This is a genomic window from Ralstonia soli, assembly GCF_023955655.1.
GTDB classification, from domain to species: Bacteria; Pseudomonadota; Gammaproteobacteria; order Burkholderiales; family Burkholderiaceae; genus Ralstonia; species Ralstonia soli.
The window spans coordinates 77,381-96,340 of the sequence record NZ_JAMXHT010000008.1 but is presented as its reverse complement, the minus strand read 5'-3'; the positions used below and the strand labels follow the sequence as shown (position 1 = coordinate 96,340).

Here is an 18,960-nt window from a genome sequence, read left to right as displayed (position 1 = left end):
GCAATGATCCGCTGGTGCTACGGCTGGGCTAAGTCTGACACCGTAGGCTTGTGCGCTGGCCGGCTCCAAGCGAATTGAAGGGAACGTCCCGTACCCTCGGCCGGACCAACCACCGCTGTCGAATCACTCCGGTCTGCGGGCCGATGCTGTATGGAATCGCTCAATCACACACTGTTTCTCTGGATCAACGCACCCGCCGACCCTGCCGTCACCACGGTCTGGCTGGCGATGGCCTTTGCTGAATACGCCATCTGGCTGGTGCCGCTCACGCTCGTGGCTGGCTGGTTGTGGGGGGCGCCCACCACGCGCCGCCAGGCGTTGCAGACCGCCGTGGCCACGGTGCTGGCGCTGCTGATCAACGTCGGGCTTGGCCTGGTGTGGTATCACCCGCGGCCGTTTGCAATCGGGTTGGGGACCAACCTGCTGCCGCACGTGCCGGACTCCTCGTTCCCGAGCGATCACCTGACCGTACTCTGGACCGTGGCGTTCAGCCTGATGTGGAACGCGCGCCTGCGTCGCACCGGGGTGCTGCTAGCGCTGCTGGGCTTGCCGATGGCCTGGGCGCGCATCTACCTCGGTGTGCACTATCCGTTCGACATGCTCGGCGCGGCGGCCGTAGCGGCCCTGAGCGCATGGCTGTGCAGCGGGCGCGTGGCACATACGCTGTCCGAGCCGCTGCACCGCCTGGGGCTGGCGGTGCACGGCGTGGTGCTTGCGCCGTGCGTGCGGCGCGGCTGGGTGCGTAAGTAAGCGGCAACGTCGCTGTACCCGGGCCATCTGCCCGACTTGGCAGCGCAAACAGGGGACACGGCCCGCTTCATCCCGGCTGCATCGCCGGCGGCCTGCATGGAACCCGAGCTGCCGCAACGCTCGGTATCTATTTGATTGCATTCAGCACAGGTCATAAAGACATTAATATGTGCCCGTTTTGCCGGACGGGCATGGCCTCGTCATATCGGGCGCCCATTGCGGCGGAGCCGTTTTGGCCCAAAATTTGTGCCTACGTGTTATATCCCGCTGTGACGTTGTGGCACATTAGAGCCAGCCTGTGCAGTCAATCAAAACAAGTCGAATAGGAATCTGCCAACATGAACTGGACCGCGACCCGACCGATTCGCGTGGTCGTGCTCGATGACCATGCGGTCGTCCGCCATGGCTTGGCCGCGCGCCTGAAGCAGGAATCGGACATCGAGGTCACAGCCCTGTTTGCGTCGGGCCGCGAGGTGGTGCAGGCGCTCAAGGACAGCGCCGTCGAAGTGGACGTCCTGCTGATGGACTACTCGCTCGGGCCCGCCGAAATCGACGGGCTGAACCTGATCCGCCTGATTCGCGTGCGGTATCCGGATTTGAAGATCCTGGTGGCTTCGGCGCACCACAACAAGGCGACGGTCGGCATGGTCATGCATGCCGGCGCGCGCGGGTTTGTCGGCAAGGAAGAAGAGCTGTCGGAACTGGTGCGCGCCATCCGCACCGTGGCCACGGGCGGCAAACGCCTGAACGACACCCTGGCCGCCGAGATGGAACGCGATGCGCTGGCCGATGCGCCGGCTGCTGCAGCCGACGGGGCCGCTGGCGATCTCGCCGCCCTGGTCGATCGCCCTGAACTGAGCCCGCGTGAGCGCGAAGTACTGCGCTGCTGCCTCGACGGCATGTCGGTGACGGACATTGCCGAGAAGTTCGCACGCAGCATCAAGACCATCAGCTCGCAGAAGCAATCCGCCTATCGCAAGCTCGGCATCCGTACCGACACCGAACTCTTCAAGATCAAGCACGAGCTGGAGGGGCAATGAGCGCTGGCCAGCCTGTCCGGCCGCGCCCCCGCGTGCTGGTGGTCGATGACCAGCCGGCCAACCTGCTGATCCTCGAATACCAGCTGCGCGAACTCGACTGCGATGTCGAACTCGCCGCCGATGGCGCGCAGGCGCTGGAGAAGGCTGGCGCGCAGCCGTTTGATCTGATCCTGCTGGATTGCCAGTTGCCTGATCTCGATGGCTATGCCGTGGCCGAGCGCATTCGTGCGCATGAGTCCGGCACGGGCGCTCATATGCCCATCCTCGCCATCTCTTCGGCCACCGACGACGAACACCAGCAGCGCGTCATGGCGAGCGGAATGGACGGCATGCTGACCAAGCCGATTCGCGAAGACGTCCTGCGCGACCTGCTCGCGCTGTGGTGTGACCGTGCTGATGATGTGCAGGCTCACATGCCCGTCACGGCCGCGGTCGGGCGCGATCTTTGGTCGGTCTATCTGGAGTCGCTCGACGAGGATCTGGAGCGCCTGGCCCATGCCATCGCTGCGGCCGACCTGGAAGGGCTCCGCCATGCGGCGCATCGCATCAAAGGCGCGGCCCTGGCCGTGGAGCAGGGCACGATCGCGCAGCGTGCCGGCGCATTGGAGGCGGTGCTGAAGCAGGCTGCCGCCATTCCCATCGATGCACCCGATACGCTGGCAGAACTGCGCCGCCAGCGCGACAACCTGCGCGCCGGCAGCACCGCCGGCTGAGACTGCCGCGCAGCATTGCCAGCGCCCGAATCGATCAGGCGTTGTGCAGCACGCGCAGCAGCAGGTTTTCCAACTGCTTGACCTCGGTCTGCGAGAACCCGCGCAGCAGGTGGTTCAGCACGTCGATGATCAAGGGCCGGATCTCCGGATACAGCGCACGGCCCTGTTCGGTGAGCGAGACCACCACCGAGCGGCGGTCCGCATCGCTCGGGGCGCGCTTGACGATGTTCTTCTTCTCCAGCCGATCGATCAGTCGCGTCATCGCACCTGGATCGTAGTGCAACAGGCGCGAGAGTTCGGCTGGCGTGGTCGCCAGGTCTTCCGCAAGGTAGATGACCACGGTCCACTGCGCGGCTGTCAGGTCCAGCGAGGCCATGGCGCTGTCGATATGCGTCACCAGCGCATGCCGGACCCGCTGCACGAGCCGGCCGACGTTGGTTTCGCGGTCCATGGTGTCAATCTGGTAAGCGCCTTCGATGGCGCTGTTGCCGGCGGCGGCCTCAGGTGTCTGTACGTCGATGCTCATGGTGGTGCTCCCCGTTCTGCCGGTGATCCGGCTTGTATGGCACGCCATGCGTTCCCTGTCTGTTTCCCCGATTCGCGCGGGGCGTGCTCCATTGCACACTAATCGTCGCTTGCCCAGGCCGTCAAGCCGGGATCGACACCAACGCTGACCATCAAATCTCGTTGGATACCGCTGCAAAACGATTGCGGCTGCCAAGGGCCGGGGGGCTTCGTATCATGGTTGAAACGTCGCCCCAGCACCAAGTGGCGCGGCGTGCTCCTCCTCCTCCATATTCCTTTTTTGCACGCCATGAACCTCCACCTTCAGAACAAGCTAGCCCTCGTCACGGGCTCGACCAAGGGCATCGGACATGCCATTGCTGTAGCACTCGCCGCCGAAGGCGCCCGCGTGATCGTCAACGGCCGCACCGAAGGCTCGGTCTCCGATGCGATTGCGCGGTTGCGCACCGAGGTGCCCGACGCCCAGGTCGAAGGCTTTGCGGGCGATTTGTCCAACCCGGCTCAGGTCGACGCGCTGCTGGGCCGCTTCCCCGCGGTCGACATCCTCGTCAACAACCTCGGTATCTTCGATCCGAAGCCGTTCGAAGACATCGACGACGCCGAGTGGCTGCGTTTCTTCAACGTGAACGTGATGAGCGGCGTGCGGCTTTCGCGCGCGTACCTGCCCGGCATGCGTGCACAGAACTGGGGCCGGATCGTCTTCATCAGCAGCGAGAGCGGCGTGCAGATTCCGGCCGAGATGATCCACTACGGTGTGACGAAGACGGCGCTGCTGGGCCTCTCGCGCGGGTTGGCCGAACTGACCGCCGGCACGGCCGTCACCGTGAATGCCGTGCTGCCCGGGCCGACGCGCTCGGAAGGCGTGGATGAGTTTGTCGGCAAGCTCTCGGGCGGCCAGAGCTTCGAGGCCTTCGAGAAAACCTTCTTCGAGACCGCCCGGCCGACCTCGCTCATCAAGCGCTTTGCCACGACGCAGGAGGTGGCCAACCTGGTCGCCTACGTGGCCAGCCCGTTGTCGTCGGCCACCACCGGTGCTGCGCTGCGGGTGGATGGCGGGGTGGTGAAGTCGGCGTTCTGACGTCGACCTGTTTGACGGAGAACGACCATGCCTCGCGCGAGCAGTCTCAGGGCATTGAAGAGGTCAACCGGGCTGTCACGGTGATGGACGAGGTGACGCAGCAGAACGCTGCGCTGGTGGAAGAGGCCGCCGCTGCTGCCGAAAGCCTGCGCCAGCAAGCGCAGGAATTGCGCGGCGCGGTGGATGTGTTCCGCCTCGCTTGAGCCGGCGGAGGGCATGGCTTGTGACCCTACGTTGCAATTGACAAGGATCTGACGCCTGTTCGGTGCAAACCTGTACCGCGCGGAACCTGGCTTGCACGGGCGCACTCGCACCATGGAATCCGCCGTGTTTTTGCAACGGAACGTGGCGGAAAGTCCAACCCGTGCGAACGCCAGCGACCATGTCCACCGTAGATCCCACGTTTTACTCTGTCGTCGCGATTGACGACCATCCAATCGTCCTGGAGTCTATCCAGGCCTTGCTTGCCGGCTCCCCCCAACTGCAGTTGGTTGCCACCGCCGCCGACGGCGCGCAGGGGCTGCAACTGGTGCGCTCGGCGGCCCCGAAGCTCGCCATCGTCGATATCAACCTGCCCAACCTCGACGGCCTGGAGCTCGTACGCCGCGTGCGTGCGCAGCGCCAGGACATCGGCTTCGTGATGACCTCTTCCGACACCACAGGCAACGAAGCCCGGCTGGCCTTTCTCGCGGGCGCCAATGCGTACGTCCCGAAGTCGGAGGCGACATCCGTGCTGACGGCAGCGCTGCTGCTGGCGGCGCGAGGCTATCTCGCGTTTCCGACCACGGCGATGAGCCCCGCCGAAGGCGGTGGCATCGCCACGCTCACCCAGCGCGAGATGCGCGTGAACCAGCTGCTGGCAGAAGGCCACCGGAACACCGAGATCGCCAAGCGGCTGGGCATCTCTCCGAAGACCGTCTCCACCTTCAAGCACCGCATATCGAGGAAGGTCGGGCTCGCCACCTGAAACCCGCAGGTTTTGCGCGCGAAAAAAAAGAGGCCGCTGTGTAGGCGGCCCCTTAAGGTCGATATGAAGCTGTGAAACTGTCATTCAAGCTTCGGCCCGAATCATAATCGAAAACAGCCGTCCTTCAATATTTTAATTTGCGTAATTTATTTGATGATTTTGTTGCTTCATTGGATTACGTGTGGAGGTGCATTGGATTACGTGTTTGTGAGGCATGCTTACGGTGGCGTTTGATTCGGTGTAAGTCATTGATTTGCATGTTGAATTCATGGATCAAGGCTTAGGTTTCATATTTACCACAGGGCAATCGGCTTCATTGTTCGGCACGCGTTATCGGCATACATAATGGCCGTCGATCGCAAATCCTTGCGATGGTGTTTTTCAAGGAAAACGATATGAAGATCAAGCTGTTTGCGGCTGCTGCCGCATCCCTGGTTTCGGCAGGCGCATTCGCGCAATCGAGCGTCTCCCTGTACGGTACGGTTGACGCCGGCGTTGAGTGGGTGAACAACGGCCCGGGCAACGGTGGCTCGCGCACGGCCGTGCAATCGGGTAGCGAAATGACGGGTTCCCGTTGGGGCCTGCGTGGTGTTGAAGACCTGGGCGGTGGCCTGAAGGGCATCTTCAATCTGGAAAGCGGCTTCACGCTCGACGACGGCAAGTCGGCCCAGCTGGATGCCAACGGCAATAGCCGCCTGTTCGGCCGTGCTGCTTACGTCGGCCTGCAAGGCCAGTGGGGCCAACTGACCCTGGGTCGCCAGACGAACCTGCTGTACGACTTCACGACCAAGTACGACCCGATGGCGCTGACTTCGCGCTACTCGATCCTGTCGCAGGATCCGGCAATGGGCGGCCGTGCCGACAACGCCGTGAAGTACGTAGGCACGTTCGGCGGCCTGACGGCCTCGGGGCTGTACTCGACGCGCAACGACGGTCAAGAAGTGGCTGGCAACAACCATGTGGGCCGTGAGTGGAGCGCTGGTGTGAACTACGCCACGGGCCCCTTCTCGGTGGGTGCGGTGTATGACCAATCGAACAGCAACGGCGGCATCCTCATCCCCAACACGAGCGCCAAGCAACAGCGCGCAACCGTGGCTGGCACCTATGCATTTGGTCCGGCCAAGCTGTTTGCCGGCTACCGTTGGTCCAACGCGAGTGCCGATTACCTGGCGGCTAACCTGCCTAACGTGCGCTCGAACCTGTACTGGCTGGGCGCTGGCTACCAAGCCACGCCGGCGGTGTCCCTGACGGGCGCCGCGTACTACCAGCAAGACAAGGGCAGCAACGTGGGTAGCCCGTGGCTGTTCGTGGTCGGCAGCGATTACGCCCTGTCCAAGCGTACGGACGCCTACCTGAACCTGGCTTATGCCAAGAACAGCAGCGGTTCGATCCTGGGTGTGGCAGGCATGGGTGATGTGCAGTACACCCCAGCGGTCGGTACCACGCCGGCAGAAAGCAGCAACCAGATGGGCGCCATGGTTGGTCTGCGCCACAAGTTCTAATCGACACCCAGTCGGCTAGATCAAAAACCCGGGCTTCGGCCCGGGTTTTTTTATTGGCGCTCACTGTACGACACGCCGAGTGGCCTAGTGCAGCATGACCCGCCGCACCAGTGCCACCAGCGGAGGCCGGATCGAACGCTCGAATCCCGGGCGCAGTCGCAGCGGCTTGAGCAGCATCTTGGCCGCCATATCGATCGGCAGGTAGGCGCGCACCAGCGCGCTTACTTGTGAGTTGAGTGCGTGCACGTCGGCTTCGGGCACGTCTTTCTGATCGCGCTCGATGCGCAGCACATTGCGCAGGGCGATCATCGAATCCTCGTTCTTGATCTCGCGCAGGCGCAGGGCGAGCGCCTTGAGCACGCGTGCGCGGCCCACGCCTTCGTGTGCGTTGCATTCGTTGAAGAAGCGATAGAAGTGTTTGTAGTGCCGCACTTCGTCGGCCGAGATGCGGCTGGCGAGGTCTTGCAGCACGGGCTCGCGGGCGTCGTCGGCAGCCTGGGCGATGGCGCGGTAGAACGTGGCGGTACCGGTTTCGACCACGCAGCGCGCGACCATCTCCAGCGCCTGCGTGGGCTCGAACTGGTCGACCGAACACGTGACGGAGTATTCCTCGAAGAAGCGGGCGTAGCCGCGTTCCCAATCGAACTCGGGCCACACGGTTTCGACGTAGCGGCGCAACGCGCGGCCGTGCTGGAGCTCTTCGCGCTCCCAGTGGGCGATCAGCCAGTGTGCGGTTTCAGGACGGTCGGCGTAGTACTGGGCGAGATTGCCGGCGTAGAGATCCGAGCCGCTCTCGATGAACGAGGCGCTGGCGACCAGATAGAACAGCGTGCGGTTCTCGCGCACGCGGGCGGTGTCGATGCTGCCGTAGGCGATCTCCTGGATCGACCACGGCATGCGTTCACTCGCAGATGCTGTTTCCAGATGAGCCTGTGACACGGCGCTTCCTCCGTTGACGGTTTCGCAAAAACCGGGCCGCCTCTTACGAGAATGAAACATCACGTCTCAGGATTCAAGACAGATTTGCGCGTGAAAAGGTTCCTAAAAGCAATCTTCTGCGTACAAAGTGCCGAAAACATTATGGCGATTGCGTCACCTCGCCACGTGCCGCAGCAGTGGGTACGGTGCGTGCCTGCGCGTGCCGCAAGGCATAGGTGAAGGCTGCGAGCGCGATGAACGCAGCCGCCACCATCGCCCATTCGACCGCCGCGTAGCCGCCGGTGGCCCGCCACAACAAGGCGCCGAGCCAGGGCGCGCTGGCCTGCGCAAGCAGCACCGGCGTCATCATCAGGCCGTTGAGCGTGGCGTACTGGCTGCGCGAGACCAGCTCCGGCATGGCAATCGCTCGCACCATCGTGTTGATGCCGTTGGCCGCGCCGTACACGAGTGCGAACACCAGCAGCAGCGGGCCGCTGGAGAGTGCGAGCAAGGCAAGCCCCGCTGCCATGGCGAGGTACGTCCACGGCGCGATGCGTACCGGGTGCGCGGGGCGCGAGCGCATCATCGCCAGCCGGCCGAGCACCTGCGCAGGGCCGATGAGTGCGGCGATCAGCAACTGCCGGCCGGTCGGCACGCCTTTCTCCGTCAACAGTGGAATCAGGTGCGCGCCCAGCACCGTGGCGATCAGGCTGACGGCCACGAAGGCCAGCACCACCGCCCAGAACACCGGCATGCGCAGTGCCATCCGCCACGCCGATGCGTGCACCGGTGCGGCCGGGTCGACCGCCGCAGCCGGCGCATGCGCGGGTGGCCGCACGCGCAGCCTCGCATGGATCGGCAGGCAGATCAGCACATGCGCCAGCGCAAACACCTGCAGCGTGTGCCGCCAGCCGATGTGCTCGACGCCCCATTGCGCGAGCGGAATGCACAGCGTGCTGGAGAACCCCGCGATCAGCGTGAGGCCGATGATGGGCCGCTGGTAGGCATCACCAAACGCCTGGCGCAGCACGACGAAGGCGGGGTCGTAGAGCGTGGTCGCCATGGCCACGCCCATCGGCAGCCAGAGCAGCAGGAAGGCCGTCTCACCGGAGACGAGCGACCAGGCCAGCAGGCTGCCTGCTGCCAGGACGGTGCCCGCGCCCATCACACGGCGCGCCGGCCAGCGATCCAGCGCGCGCCCGACCCAGAACGAGCACAGCGCCCACACCAGGAGCCCCAGCGAAAAGCCGCCCGCCAGAAACGGCCGTGTCCAGCCGAGCGCGTCGTGCATCGGCGCAAGAAACACGGTGAAGGTGAAGTACAGCGTGCCCCACGAGACCATCTGGGCCAGGCCGAGCAGCAACACAAGGCGCCGGCCTTCGGGCGAGCCCGGCGAGAACATGGGGGTCATGGGGCAGGTGAGGGCGGCCAGCGCCGCGCGCAGCAAAAAACCATTCTATTGGCGCATGCCCCGAGCGCGCGTGCCCCCTCCGCGGGGCTCCGTCAGGAGGGGGTGTTGCCGATCAGCATGCGCAAAGCCGCTGCATCGACGATCTCGACGCCCCGGTAGTGGCACCGGACCCAGCCCGCGCGCTGCCACGCCTGCAGGTACTTGGAGATCGTCTGCCGCGAGCGCGCCAGCATGCGGCCGAGCTCTTCGTTGCTGGCGGCCACCATGTGACCGTCACCCGTGCGGGCGAGCAGCAGCAGGCGTTGCGCGAGACGGGCCTCGGCGGGCATCTCGCTGGCGTGCTCCACCTCGTCGAAGATCAGGCGAATGCGCTCACAGAGCTGCTGCATCAGCGCCCATCGGCTGGCCGGATACCCGTCGACGATGCGCGTGAACGCTGCGCTGCCGAGCAGGATGAGCGTGGTCGACCCCTGCGCATGGGCGCTGTGCGTGCGGCCGCCGCCGTCGATGAGTGCGATCTCGCCAAACCATTCGCCCGCGCGCAGCACGCTGTAGACGAGTTCACTGCCGGCACCCGTCGTGCGGCTGATGCGTACCCGGCCCCGCACGATCAGGAACATGCCCTGCGCCGGGTCACCGTGCAGGTGGATGCACTCGCCGTCGGGGTAGGTGACGAGGCGTGTGGTGGGGGCAATCTCGGCCAGCAGGTCGGCGGGGGCGTCGCGCAGCCAGCCCTGCGCAAGCTGGGCGGGCGTGGGGGCAGGGTGGGCGCGGGAAGCTTCGGCAGACATGGCAGCAGGATGCGGCGAAGGCGGACGGGGCATTGTCAAACGCTTGACAGTCTGCACGCAAGGCCCGGGCAGAGAATGCCCCACAAGCTGCGCGCCCGGACGTTCATATGACGCGGCATCGATGACACCCTGGAGACCATTCAGGCGACGAAGGAGACACCTCATGACGCAACACACCGCCCCGCACGCAACGTTTTCCCATATGGAGCGCGGCACGCGCGAAGACTGGGCCGCCATCTCGGCTGAATTCGTGCCGTTCGCCCGGGCGCTGCCCGACCGCGTGCTCGCGCACCTGAAGCTGCTCGACGGCGACTGCGGCGGCTTCCCGATCGACCGCCTCGCCCACTCGCTGCAGACCGCCACGCTGGCGCACCGCGACGGCCGGGATGAGGAATACGTGGTCTGCGCGCTGCTGCACGACATCGGCGATACGCTCGGCAGCTTCAACCACCCGGACATCGCCGCCGCCATCCTCAAGCCGTTCGTCAGCCCCGAGAACCTGTGGATGGTCGAGAAGCACGGCATCTTCCAGGGCTACTACTTCTTCCACCACCTGGGCCTGGACCGCAACCTGCGTGAGCAGTACCGCAGCCAGCCCGAGCTGTTCGAGCGCACCGCCGAGTTCTGCGCCAAATACGACGGCGCCGCCTTCATGGCGGACTACGACAACCTGCCGCTGTCGTTCTTCGAGCCGATGGTGCGCCGCGTGCTGGCTAAGCCGCGCAACTCCATCTATGTGAAGGAAGGCGAAAGCGAGCTGTCCAAGCCGAAAGCCGCCTGAGCGCTGGCGGGGCTTTGCCCGTCGGTCTGTTTGCCTTGTCGGATGGGCCGTCGCTGCGTTCAGCCGATGTTCCACTGCGGTGCGATGGCCAGGAGCTCGCCGCGCAGGTGCTCGACTTCGCTGGCAAAGCGCTGCGCCAGTGCGCCTTCGGCAGAGAGCGGCGCGGGCCGGCTGGTTGCCGTCGAGTTGTCCACAGGGGCGCCCGCTGCGCGGTCGTGCGCCAGGCGTGTCACCGTACCGAACCTGAGCGCGCGGGACATGCCGATGAGCGTATCGCGCAAGCGCCGGTCTTGCGCCGCTGACACTGCATCTGCCGCTGCGTGTTCGGCTGAAGCGCCCGACGATGCGCGTGCCGCATCGAGCAGCTCCAGCGTGCTGATGCAGATGCGCAGACTGCGCTGGATGCGGTCGAGCCGATCGATCGGCACACCGATCTCCTTGGAGACCGACGGCATGAGCGAGCGCAATTGCACCAGCAGCGTGTTGAGCTTCGTGAGGTGTGCGTGCCGCCCGCTATCGGCAGTGCGGCCTGCCGTCTGCAGACCGGCATAGGCCTTGGCACATTCGCGCAACGCATCGGCCATCCGGTAGCGCCACGAGAAAGTGGCATACAGCGGCAGCGCAAAGGAGAACAGCAGGGCAATCGCAATCCCGATCAGGACATTGAGCGTGCGCCAGGCACCCTCGAGCAGATCGGTGTTGCCGTGCCCCACCACGATGACCAGCGTAATGGCGGCCAGCAGGGCGATGTAGCCCCCCTTGCCGATCGCGTGGTAGGCGCAGACGCCGCAGGCCAAGGCCATCAGCGCGTAGGTGAGCGGCAGGTGGCCGAGCCAGGTCTGCTGAATGATGATCAACAGACCGGCCAGCGCGCCGATCAACGTGCCCCAGGCCCGCTCGGCCGCGCGCTTGCGGATGTTGCCGTGGTGTTGCAGCCCGGCAATGACGATCAACAACGAGATGGTGGCCCATTCGCCGTGCGGCAGACCGAGCCCCGACGTCACCACGATCGACAGCAGCACGCCAAGGCTCACCCGCGTCGCATGGATGACGCGCGCATGGTGATAGCGCCGGTGCGGATCGCGTACCAGCCGGAGCGCGGAAAGAAAGGGGGCGGGGAGTCTCAAGGGGCGATGGAGGCGGATGGAAGTCGGCATTGCGGCGCTAACGTTTGGGGCTGGGGCGCCAATTGCACTGCAGCGGCGCCAAGCGGGTGTCGATGCCCCGATGCGGTGCGGCTGCGCGTTGGCGACATCGGGTTTCCCCTAGGTATTGCAGGAATCCTGCCATGTCCGAGACCGCCGGGCCGCGAACACCGTCTGTGTCGATGGGAAGGCACGCCGCTGATCCGCCATCGCAGCTAAGGTTTCACGACATTGATCGGCGCCCCCGCCGCCCATGCCGCAACGTTGGCGAGCGTCGTATCGGCAATGCCCGCCAGCGCCTCGCGCGTAAAGAACGCCTGATGCGCGGTGACGATCACGTTGGGAAACGTCAGCAGCCGCGCGAACACATCGTCCTGCAGCACATCGGCGGAGCGGTCCTCGAAGAAGAGGTCGGCTTCTTCTTCATACACATCCAGCCCGAGGTGGCCGAGCTGGCCGGTCTTGAGTGCATCGATCAGCGCGGGGCTGTCGACCAGGCCGCCGCGGCTCGTGTTGATGAGCATGGCGCCGGTCTTCATGCTGGCGATGGCGCTGGCGTCGATCAGGTGGTGTGTGTCGGCATTGAGCGGGCAGTGCAGGCTGACGATGTCGGACTGCGCCAGCAAGTCCGGCAGCGGCACATAACGCACGCCCAGCGCCGTGAGCGCCGCCTGCGGGAATGGATCGAACGCCAGCACCTGGCACCCGAAGCCCGCCATGATGCGCGCGAACACCTGCCCGATCTGCCCGGTGCCGACCACGCCGACGGTCTTGCCAGCCAGGTCGAAACCGAGCAGCCCATCCAGCGAGAAATCGCCCTCGCGCGTGCGATTGCAGGCGCGGTGCAGCCGACGATTGAGCGTGAGGATCATGCCGACCGCGTGCTCGGCCACCGCATGCGGCGAATAGGCAGGCACGCGCACCACCGTCAGCCCCAGGCGCTGCGCCGCCGCCAGATCGACATGGTTGAAGCCCGCCGAGCGCAGTGCGATCAGGCGCGTGCCGCCGGCAGCCAGGGCGACCAGCACCTCGGCGCTGAGCGAGTCGTTCACGAATGGGCAGACCACCTCGAAGCCGGTGGCGAGCGGTGCCGTATGCGCGTCGAGATGCGCGCGCTGGAAGACAAGGTCGAAGCTGTGGCCACCGCGCGCTTGTGCGGCGCGGAAGCTGTCTTCGTCATAACGGTGGCTGCTGAAGAAGAGGATGCGCATGGTGGCTCGGGCGCGTGGGGCAAGTGGGCGACCGCACTAGCTTACTCCCGCCCCAGGCCGGGTTTGCGCGGCCCGGCCGGCTGGGCTGTTAGCATGCCGGCATCTTTTGCCTTTTCCAGCGAGCCACCGCCTTGCCCCCTTCACCCGTTAGCCAGACCTTCCTCTGGCACGACTACGAAACCTTCGGCGCCGTGCCGCGCCGTGACCGCCCGGCCCAGTTTGCGGGCATCCGCACCGATGCCGAACTCAACGAGATCGGCGAGCCGGTCGAGCTGTTCTGCCAGCCCTCCAACGACTGGCTGCCCGACCCGGTGTCGTGCCTGATCACCGGTATCACGCCGCAGCAGTGCGCCAGGCAGGGCATCCCGGAATACCGCTTTGCGCAGGCCATCGAGCGCGAGCTGGGCACGCCCGGCACCATCGGCGTCGGCTACAACACCATCCGCTTTGATGACGAGGTGACGCGCCACCTGTTCTGGCGCAACCTGATCGACCCGTACGCCCGCGAGTGGCAGAACGAATGCGGGCGGTGGGATTTGCTCGACGTGGTGCGCACCACGTGGGCGCTGCGGCCCGAAGGCATCCAATGGCCGAAACACGAAGACGGCAGGCCGAGCTTCAAGCTTGAGCATCTGTCCAAGGCCAACGGCCTGGTGCACGAAGCCGCGCACGATGCGGTATCCGACGTGCGCGCGACGATCGCGCTGGCGCGCCTGATCCGCAACGCACAGCCGCGCCTGTTCGACTTCTGCCTGGCGCTGCGCAAGAAAGACCGCGTGGTAGCCGAGATTGGCAACGCGCCACGCCCGCTGCTGCACATCTCCGGCATGTACGGCGTGGAGCGCGGCTGCATGGCTGTCGTCTGGCCGCTGGGTGGGCACCCGACCAACAAGAACGAGCTGATCGTGTGGGACCTCGCGTTCGATCCGTCGGAGCTGTTCGACATGGATGTCGCCACGATCCGCGAGCGCATGTTCACGCGCACTGCCGATCTGGCCGAGGGCACCACGCGCCTGCCGATCAAGTCGATCCACATCAACAAGTCGCCCATCGTCATCGGCAACCTGAAGACGCTGCAGCCCGCGCAGGCCGAGCGCTGGGGCATCGACTTCGCCACCATTGACCGCCACGCCGCCATCGCCCAGGCCGCGCCCGATATGCGCGAAACCTGGCGCCAGGTCTACGCCCGCGAGCTGGAGCCCATCGACGATGTCGACCAGAACCTCTACGGCGGCTTCGTCAGCAACGACGACCGCCGCACGCTGAACGAACTGCGCACGCTCAGCGGCGAGCAGCTCGCGCAGTTGCATCCGGATTTCGCCGATGCGCGCCTGCCGGAACTGCTGTTCCACTACCGCGCACGCAACTTCCCCGACACGCTCAGCGAAGAGGAATACGAGCAGTGGGAGCAGTTGCGCGCCGAGCGCCTGTTCGAGGGCAACGGCGGTTACCTGACGTTCGAAGCCTTCGGCGAGCGGCTCCAACAACTGGGCGCGGAAGCCACGGAGAAAGGCGACACCCGCGCGCAGCGCCTCCTGCAAGACCTGTACGACTACGCGCAGCAGATCGTGCCGGGCTAAGCCTCCGCCGCTGACTTCGCGAGTGCCGGTGTTGGCACCGTGGGAGCCACTGTCGAGTCCCAAAGACCCGATGCTGGCTCTCCTGAGACCCACTGTCGACGCTCCCAGAGCCGATGCCGACACTCCGAGAATCGGCGCTGGCTCTCAAAGACCCGGGCGCTGGCTCTTAAAGACCCACGGCTCGCTCTCAAAGCGTCGCCGGTGGGTGTGTGGAGTGCCAGTGCTGGCGCTTAAAGACCCGAAGGCGACGCTCTGAGACCCGGCGTTGGCTCTGAAAGACCCGCTGCCGGCGCTCCGAGAGCCGCCTTCGTGGAGCGCCGCGTCCTGCGCGCCCCTTCTTGAGACTTTGACCGATCAGGCTGCGCGCTGCGCCCCTGCCGGATCACGCCACTGCGCGAGCAGCTTGTTCCAGCGGATGCGTGCGGCGGCCAGGTTGGCCTCCTTCACATGGCCGAAGCCGCGGATGTCTTCCGGCAGACGTGCCAGTTCCACGGCCTGCGCCAGCTTCTGCGCGTTCAGCCCCTTTACCAACTCATCCACCAGCGCACGGTATTCGCCGATCAGCGCGCGCTCGGTGCGGCGCTCTTCGGTCTTGCCGAACACGTCGAACGCCGTGCCGCGCAGGCCTTTGAGCTTGGCCAGCAGCTTGAAGATGCGCATCGTGTTCGGGCCGAAGCGTTGCTTGACCAGGTGGCCCTTCTCGTCGCGCTTGGCCGTCATGGGCGGCGCGAGCCAGAAGTTGAGCTGGTAGTCGCGGCCGGGTTCGCCTTCAAACTGCGCGCGCAGCTTGTCGAGGAAGGCCGGATCGGTGTACAGGCGGGCGACTTCGTATTCGTCCTTGTACGCCATCAGCTTCGACAGGTTGCGTGCCACGGCTTCCGTGAGCGTGAGCGCTTGGCCGGCACCGACCACCGCCGTTTCCGCTGCGCGCACGCGCTCGACCACGCTGCGGAACTCAGCAGCGTAGGCAGCGTTCTGGTACGCGGTCAGCAGATCGACGCGGCGGGCGATGAGCGTATCGAGCGAGGGCAGGGCGATCACGTCCGCTTTGGCACGCGGCGCATCGTCGGCCAGCTTGAGCACCGCATCGCGGTCTTGTGCCAAGTGGCGGCCCCATTCGAACGCGGTCTTGTTCTTCTCGACCGCCACGCCGTTGAGTTCGATCGCGCGGAGGAGCGCGTCGTACGTCAGCGGAATCCAGCCCTTCTGCCACGCAAAGCCCAGCACCAGCGGGTTGGTGAAGATCGCGTCGCCCAGCAGGCGCACGGCCAGCGTGCTGGCGTCTTCAAACGCGCAGGCATCACCCACGGCCGCGCGGATGTCCGCCTCGGCCGAGCTGCCCGGGAAGCGCCAGTTCGGGTTTTTGATGAAGTCCGCCGTGGGCGAGGCCGCGCTGTTGACGATGGCGCGCGTCTGGCCGTGCTGCACCTTCGACAGCACTTCGTCCGAGGCCGAGACGATCGCATCGCAGCCGATCACCAGGTCCGCTTCGCCCATGGCGATGCGCGTGGCGTGGATCGAATCCGGACGCTCGCCGATCTGCACGTGCGAGAGCACCGCGCCGCCCTTCTGCGCCAGGCCTGCCATGTCGAGCACGGTCACGCCCTTGCCTTCGATGTGCGCGGCCATGCCGAGCAGGCCGCCGATGGTTACCACGCCCGTGCCGCCCACGCCGGTCACCAGCACGCCGTACGCGCGCTGGATGGCGGGCAGCTCAGGATGCGGCAGCAGCGGCAAGTCGCTCATCGACACGCCGCGCGACTCGGGCTTGCGCACCTGTGCGCCTTCGGCCGTCACAAAGCTCGGGCAGAAGCCGTTCACGCACGAGAAATCCTTGTTGCACGACGACTGGTTGATCTTGCGCTTGGTGCCCAGCTCCGTTTCCAGCGGCTCGACCGACAGGCAATTCGACTTGACCGAGCAATCGCCGCAGCCTTCACACACCGCGTCATTGATGAACGCGCGGCGTGCCGGATCGGCCATCGTGCCGCGCTTGCGGCGGCGGCGCTTCTCCGTCGCGCAGGTCTGGTCGTAGATCAGGATGCTGGTGCCTTGCACCTCGCGCAGCTCGCGCTGGATGGCGTCCAGGCGATCGCGGTGGTGCACGGTCACGCCTTCGGGCAGCTTGATGGCCGCGTTGTACTTCTCAGGCTCGTCCGTGACGATGACGATGCGCGACGTGCCTTCGGCATGCACCTGCGCGGCAATCTGCGGCACCGACAGCGGGCCGTCCACCGGCTGGCCGCCGGTCATGGCCACCGCATCGTTGTAGAGGATCTTGTAGGTGATGTTCACCTTGGCCGCGATGGAGGCGCGAATCGCCAGCAGGCCCGAGTGGTAGTACGTGCCATCGCCCAGGTTGGCGAACACGTGCTGGTCGCCCGAGAACGGCATCTGGCCGATCCATGCCACGCCTTCGCCGCCCATCTGGCTGAAGGTGTCTGTGCGGCGGTCCATCCACACGGTCATGTAGTGGCAGCCGATGCCGGCCAGCGCGCGCGAGCCTTCCGGCACGTTGGTCGACGTGTTGTGCGGGCAGCCCGAGCAGAACCACGGCTTGCGCTCGGCGGTGATGCGCGGCTTGGCGAGCGCCTTCTCCTTGGCGTCGATGATGGCGATGCGCGAGGCAATGCGCGCGCGCACATCCGACGGCAGCTCGAACTTCTCCAGCCGCGTGGCGATGGCACGGGCGATCAGCGCCGGCGACAGCTCGTAGTGCGCCGGCAGCAGCCAGTTGGCCATCGGCACCGACCATTCGCCGCCGGCGTTGTCCTTCTCATCAAACTTGCCGTACACGCGCGGACGGACGTCGTCGCGGTAGTTGTACAGCTCTTCCTTCAGTTGGTATTCGAGGATCTGGCGCTTTTCTTCCACCACCAGAATCTCTTGCAGCCCTTCGGCAAAGGCGCGCGCGCCGTGCGCTTCGAGCGGCCATACGCAGCCGACCTTGTACAGGCGGATGCCGATGCGGCGGCAGGTTTCCTCGTCCAGGCCGAGGTCGACCAGCGCCTGGCGTACGTCCAGGTACGCCTTGCCGGCGGTCATGATGCCGAAGCGCGCTTGCGGCGAATCCATCACCACGCGGTCGAGCTTGTTGGCACGCACGTACGACAGGCCGGCGTACCACTTGTAGTCCAGCAGGCGGGCTTCCTGTACCAGCGGCGGATCGGGCCAGCGGATGTTGAGGCCGCCCTGCGGCATGATGAAATCTTCGGGCAGGATGATCTCGGCGCGGTGCGGGTCGACATCCACCGAGGCGGACGATTCCACCACGTCCGTCACGCACTTCATCGACACCCACAGGCCGGAGTAGCGGCTCATCGCCCAGCCGTGCAGGCCGTAGTCGAGGTACTCCTGCACGTTGGACGGATACAGCACCGGAATGCCGGCCGCCTTGAAGACGTGCTCCGACTGGTGCGCCAGCGTGGACGACTTGGCGGCGTGGTCATCGCCCGCCAGCACCAGCACCCCGCCGTGCGCGGACGAGCCGGCCGAGTTGGCGTGCTTGAACACGTCGATCGTGCGGTCCACACCCGGGCCCTTGCCGTACCACATGCCGAACACGCCGCTGAACTTGGCGTTCGGATACAGATTGACCTGCTGCGAGCCCCAGACCGCCGTGGCGGCCAGGTCTTCATTGAGCCCCGCCTGGAAGACGATGTTGTGCCCGGCCAGATGCTTCTTGGCCTTCCACAACGCTTGGTCCAGCGCACCCAGCGGCGAGCCGCGGTAGCCGGAGATGAAGCCTGCCGTATTGAGCCCAGCGGCGCGGTCGCGCTCCTGCTGCAGCATCGGCAAGCGAACCAGTGCCTGCGTGCCGCTGATATAGATGCGGCCACGCTCGAGCGTGTACTTGTCGTCCAGGGAAACGGTTTCGAGCGCGCGGCGTAGCGCGTCGTTCAGAGGGGCATTCATGCGTGCTCCGTGTGGGTGTGCCGGGATCACCGACAACAGGTCTCTTTTGATGCTGCCTGCGCCGCTTCTTGTGGAAACTGGCAGACAGCGATGGATCGCCGCATCGTAGCATCGCGTGACACTCGCAACACCATGCAACGCAGCAAGAATGGGGGTGGGTTTTCCCGAGGTTGCGGCGTTTTCGGCACAGATGTGGCGCATTGGCTGAGTCGTTCGGGCACATGCTGCGGTGCACGCGAAACGCGCAGGCCGGCCGGTTGAAGCGCCGGGTATTGGCAAACTTGCGTCAAGAAGCAGCGCGTGCGTCACCTTGCCACTGGACTTTCGGGGTCGCCGCCGCCATCCTGCGCCGCTCCATCTTGAATGCCTCCTTTCCAGACCATGCGCCGCCCCCAATCCACCCGCATCCAGCACCGGCAAGCTTCGCCGGCAGCCTGCGCGCGCGTGCATTGCGCGGCCGCGCATGACCTGCCGCCCACGCACGCGGCCCTCCGGCACTTCCTGCTCGCCCGGCTTTCGTAAGCCGTGCGGGGCGTAGCCCCAGCTGGCACACCCGCTCCGCACGGCACCCTCCGCTTTCGCTTTCCTCTTCAACTCCGGTCTGGTGCTGACATGCGCCGGCACCGGTTCGCC

15 protein-coding genes and 1 pseudogene are annotated in these 18,960 nt (G+C 65.6%); 9 read left to right on the top strand and 7 right to left on the bottom strand.

What is annotated here, in order from left to right:
• Positions 1-150 precede the first annotated feature (150 nt).
• The 3 genes from NG900_RS21265 (at position 151) to NG900_RS21255 (ending at position 2,503) form a co-directional block, all read left to right on the top strand.
• The gene (locus tag NG900_RS21265; protein WP_252683428.1) at positions 151-750 is read left to right on the top strand and encodes an undecaprenyl-diphosphatase; all 600 of its coding nucleotides are present in this window, start codon (positions 151-153) and stop codon (positions 748-750) included.
• Between the two features lie 338 nt (positions 751-1,088).
• Positions 1,089-1,790 carry a response regulator gene (locus NG900_RS21260; protein ID WP_252683427.1) on the top strand — a complete coding sequence of 234 codons (702 nt, stop codon included), beginning with the start codon at positions 1,089-1,091 and terminating at the stop codon, positions 1,788-1,790.
• Positions 1,787-2,503: a response regulator gene (locus NG900_RS21255; RefSeq protein WP_252683425.1), complete on the top strand. Its 717-nt coding sequence runs from the start codon at positions 1,787-1,789 to the stop codon at positions 2,501-2,503. Before NG900_RS21260 ends, NG900_RS21255 begins: the two co-directional genes overlap by 4 nt.
• A gap of 34 nt (positions 2,504-2,537) precedes the next feature.
• Here the strand turns inward: NG900_RS21255 and NG900_RS21250 are convergent, their stop codons facing one another.
• Positions 2,538-3,029: a MarR family winged helix-turn-helix transcriptional regulator gene (locus NG900_RS21250; protein ID WP_252683423.1), complete on the bottom strand. Its 492-nt coding sequence runs from the start codon at positions 3,027-3,029 to the stop codon at positions 2,538-2,540.
• A 288-nt stretch (positions 3,030-3,317) separates the two neighbouring features.
• Here NG900_RS21250 and NG900_RS21245 point away from each other — a divergent pair, with 288 nt between their 5' ends.
• The 4 genes and pseudogenes from NG900_RS21245 to NG900_RS21230 all read left to right on the top strand — a co-directional run bounded on the left by NG900_RS21245 (position 3,318) and on the right by NG900_RS21230 (position 6,575).
• The gene (locus NG900_RS21245) at positions 3,318-4,106 is read left to right on the top strand and encodes an SDR family NAD(P)-dependent oxidoreductase (RefSeq protein ID WP_252683421.1); all 789 of its coding nucleotides are present in this window, start codon (positions 3,318-3,320) and stop codon (positions 4,104-4,106) included.
• 17 nt (positions 4,107-4,123) lie between these two features.
• Positions 4,124-4,309: pseudogene (locus NG900_RS21240) on the top strand (methyl-accepting chemotaxis protein); the annotation flags it as partial.
• Positions 4,310-4,488: 179 nt separating this feature from the next.
• Positions 4,489-5,073 carry a response regulator gene (locus tag NG900_RS21235; protein WP_252683419.1) on the top strand — a complete coding sequence of 195 codons (585 nt, stop codon included), beginning with the start codon at positions 4,489-4,491 and terminating at the stop codon, positions 5,071-5,073.
• Positions 5,074-5,468: 395 nt separating this feature from the next.
• On the top strand, positions 5,469-6,575 hold the full coding sequence (locus tag NG900_RS21230; RefSeq protein WP_252683416.1) for a porin: 1,107 nt from the start codon (positions 5,469-5,471) through the stop codon (positions 6,573-6,575).
• An 84-nt stretch (positions 6,576-6,659) separates the two neighbouring features.
• Here the strand turns inward: NG900_RS21230 and NG900_RS21225 are convergent, their stop codons facing one another.
• The 3 genes from NG900_RS21225 to NG900_RS21215 form a co-directional block, all read right to left on the bottom strand.
• The gene (locus tag NG900_RS21225) at positions 6,660-7,472 is read right to left on the bottom strand and encodes a ferritin-like domain-containing protein (protein WP_252683415.1); all 813 of its coding nucleotides are present in this window, start codon (positions 7,470-7,472) and stop codon (positions 6,660-6,662) included.
• Between the two features lie 181 nt (positions 7,473-7,653).
• On the bottom strand, positions 7,654-8,904 hold the full coding sequence (locus NG900_RS21220; RefSeq protein WP_252683413.1) for an MFS transporter: 1,251 nt from the start codon (positions 8,902-8,904) through the stop codon (positions 7,654-7,656).
• A gap of 92 nt (positions 8,905-8,996) precedes the next feature.
• The gene (locus NG900_RS21215) at positions 8,997-9,695 is read right to left on the bottom strand and encodes a Crp/Fnr family transcriptional regulator (protein WP_252683411.1); all 699 of its coding nucleotides are present in this window, start codon (positions 9,693-9,695) and stop codon (positions 8,997-8,999) included.
• A gap of 163 nt (positions 9,696-9,858) precedes the next feature.
• On the opposite strand from NG900_RS21215, the gene NG900_RS21210 reads away from it, so the two are divergent.
• The gene (locus NG900_RS21210; protein WP_252683409.1) at positions 9,859-10,476 is read left to right on the top strand and encodes an HD domain-containing protein; all 618 of its coding nucleotides are present in this window, start codon (positions 9,859-9,861) and stop codon (positions 10,474-10,476) included.
• A gap of 59 nt (positions 10,477-10,535) precedes the next feature.
• Here the strand turns inward: NG900_RS21210 and NG900_RS21205 are convergent, their stop codons facing one another.
• Together NG900_RS21205 and NG900_RS21200 are read right to left on the bottom strand one after the other, a co-directional pair.
• Entirely contained in the window at positions 10,536-11,633 is a 1,098-nt protein-coding gene (locus NG900_RS21205) for an FUSC family protein (RefSeq protein WP_252683407.1), read from the bottom strand.
• Positions 11,634-11,836: 203 nt separating this feature from the next.
• Entirely contained in the window at positions 11,837-12,832 is a 996-nt protein-coding gene (locus NG900_RS21200; RefSeq protein ID WP_252683405.1) for a 2-hydroxyacid dehydrogenase, read from the bottom strand.
• 131 nt (positions 12,833-12,963) lie between these two features.
• Here NG900_RS21200 and sbcB point away from each other — a divergent pair, with 131 nt between their 5' ends.
• A complete protein-coding gene (gene sbcB / locus NG900_RS21195) occupies positions 12,964-14,412 on the top strand; it encodes an exodeoxyribonuclease I (protein WP_252683403.1) in 1,449 nt (482 codons plus the stop codon).
• Between the two features lie 354 nt (positions 14,413-14,766).
• Here the strand turns inward: sbcB and NG900_RS21190 are convergent, their stop codons facing one another.
• Positions 14,767-18,327 carry an indolepyruvate ferredoxin oxidoreductase family protein gene (locus tag NG900_RS21190; protein ID WP_252683401.1) on the bottom strand — a complete coding sequence of 1,187 codons (3,561 nt, stop codon included), beginning with the start codon at positions 18,325-18,327 and terminating at the stop codon, positions 14,767-14,769.
• Between the last annotated feature and the right edge of the window lie 633 nt (positions 18,328-18,960).

Coding starts and splice junctions, on each gene's coding strand:
- NG900_RS21265 (WP_252683428.1), top strand. CDS start 151: ATGGAATCGCTCAATCACACACTGTTTCTCTGGATCAACGCACCCGCC.
- NG900_RS21260 (WP_252683427.1), top strand. CDS start 1,089: ATGAACTGGACCGCGACCCGACCGATTCGCGTGGTCGTGCTCGATGAC.
- NG900_RS21255 (WP_252683425.1), top strand. CDS start 1,787: ATGAGCGCTGGCCAGCCTGTCCGGCCGCGCCCCCGCGTGCTGGTGGTC.
- NG900_RS21250 (WP_252683423.1), bottom strand. CDS start 3,029: ATGAGCATCGACGTACAGACACCTGAGGCCGCCGCCGGCAACAGCGCC.
- NG900_RS21245 (WP_252683421.1), top strand. CDS start 3,318: ATGAACCTCCACCTTCAGAACAAGCTAGCCCTCGTCACGGGCTCGACC.
- NG900_RS21235 (WP_252683419.1), top strand. CDS start 4,489: ATGTCCACCGTAGATCCCACGTTTTACTCTGTCGTCGCGATTGACGAC.
- NG900_RS21230 (WP_252683416.1), top strand. CDS start 5,469: ATGAAGATCAAGCTGTTTGCGGCTGCTGCCGCATCCCTGGTTTCGGCA.
- NG900_RS21225 (WP_252683415.1), bottom strand. CDS start 7,472: ATGCCGTGGTCGATCCAGGAGATCGCCTACGGCAGCATCGACACCGCC.
- NG900_RS21220 (WP_252683413.1), bottom strand. CDS start 8,904: ATGACCCCCATGTTCTCGCCGGGCTCGCCCGAAGGCCGGCGCCTTGTG.
- NG900_RS21215 (WP_252683411.1), bottom strand. CDS start 9,695: ATGTCTGCCGAAGCTTCCCGCGCCCACCCTGCCCCCACGCCCGCCCAG.
- NG900_RS21210 (WP_252683409.1), top strand. CDS start 9,859: ATGACGCAACACACCGCCCCGCACGCAACGTTTTCCCATATGGAGCGC.
- NG900_RS21205 (WP_252683407.1), bottom strand. CDS start 11,633: ATGCCGACTTCCATCCGCCTCCATCGCCCCTTGAGACTCCCCGCCCCC.
- NG900_RS21200 (WP_252683405.1), bottom strand. CDS start 12,832: ATGCGCATCCTCTTCTTCAGCAGCCACCGTTATGACGAAGACAGCTTC.
- NG900_RS21190 (WP_252683401.1), bottom strand. CDS start 18,327: ATGAATGCCCCTCTGAACGACGCGCTACGCCGCGCGCTCGAAACCGTT.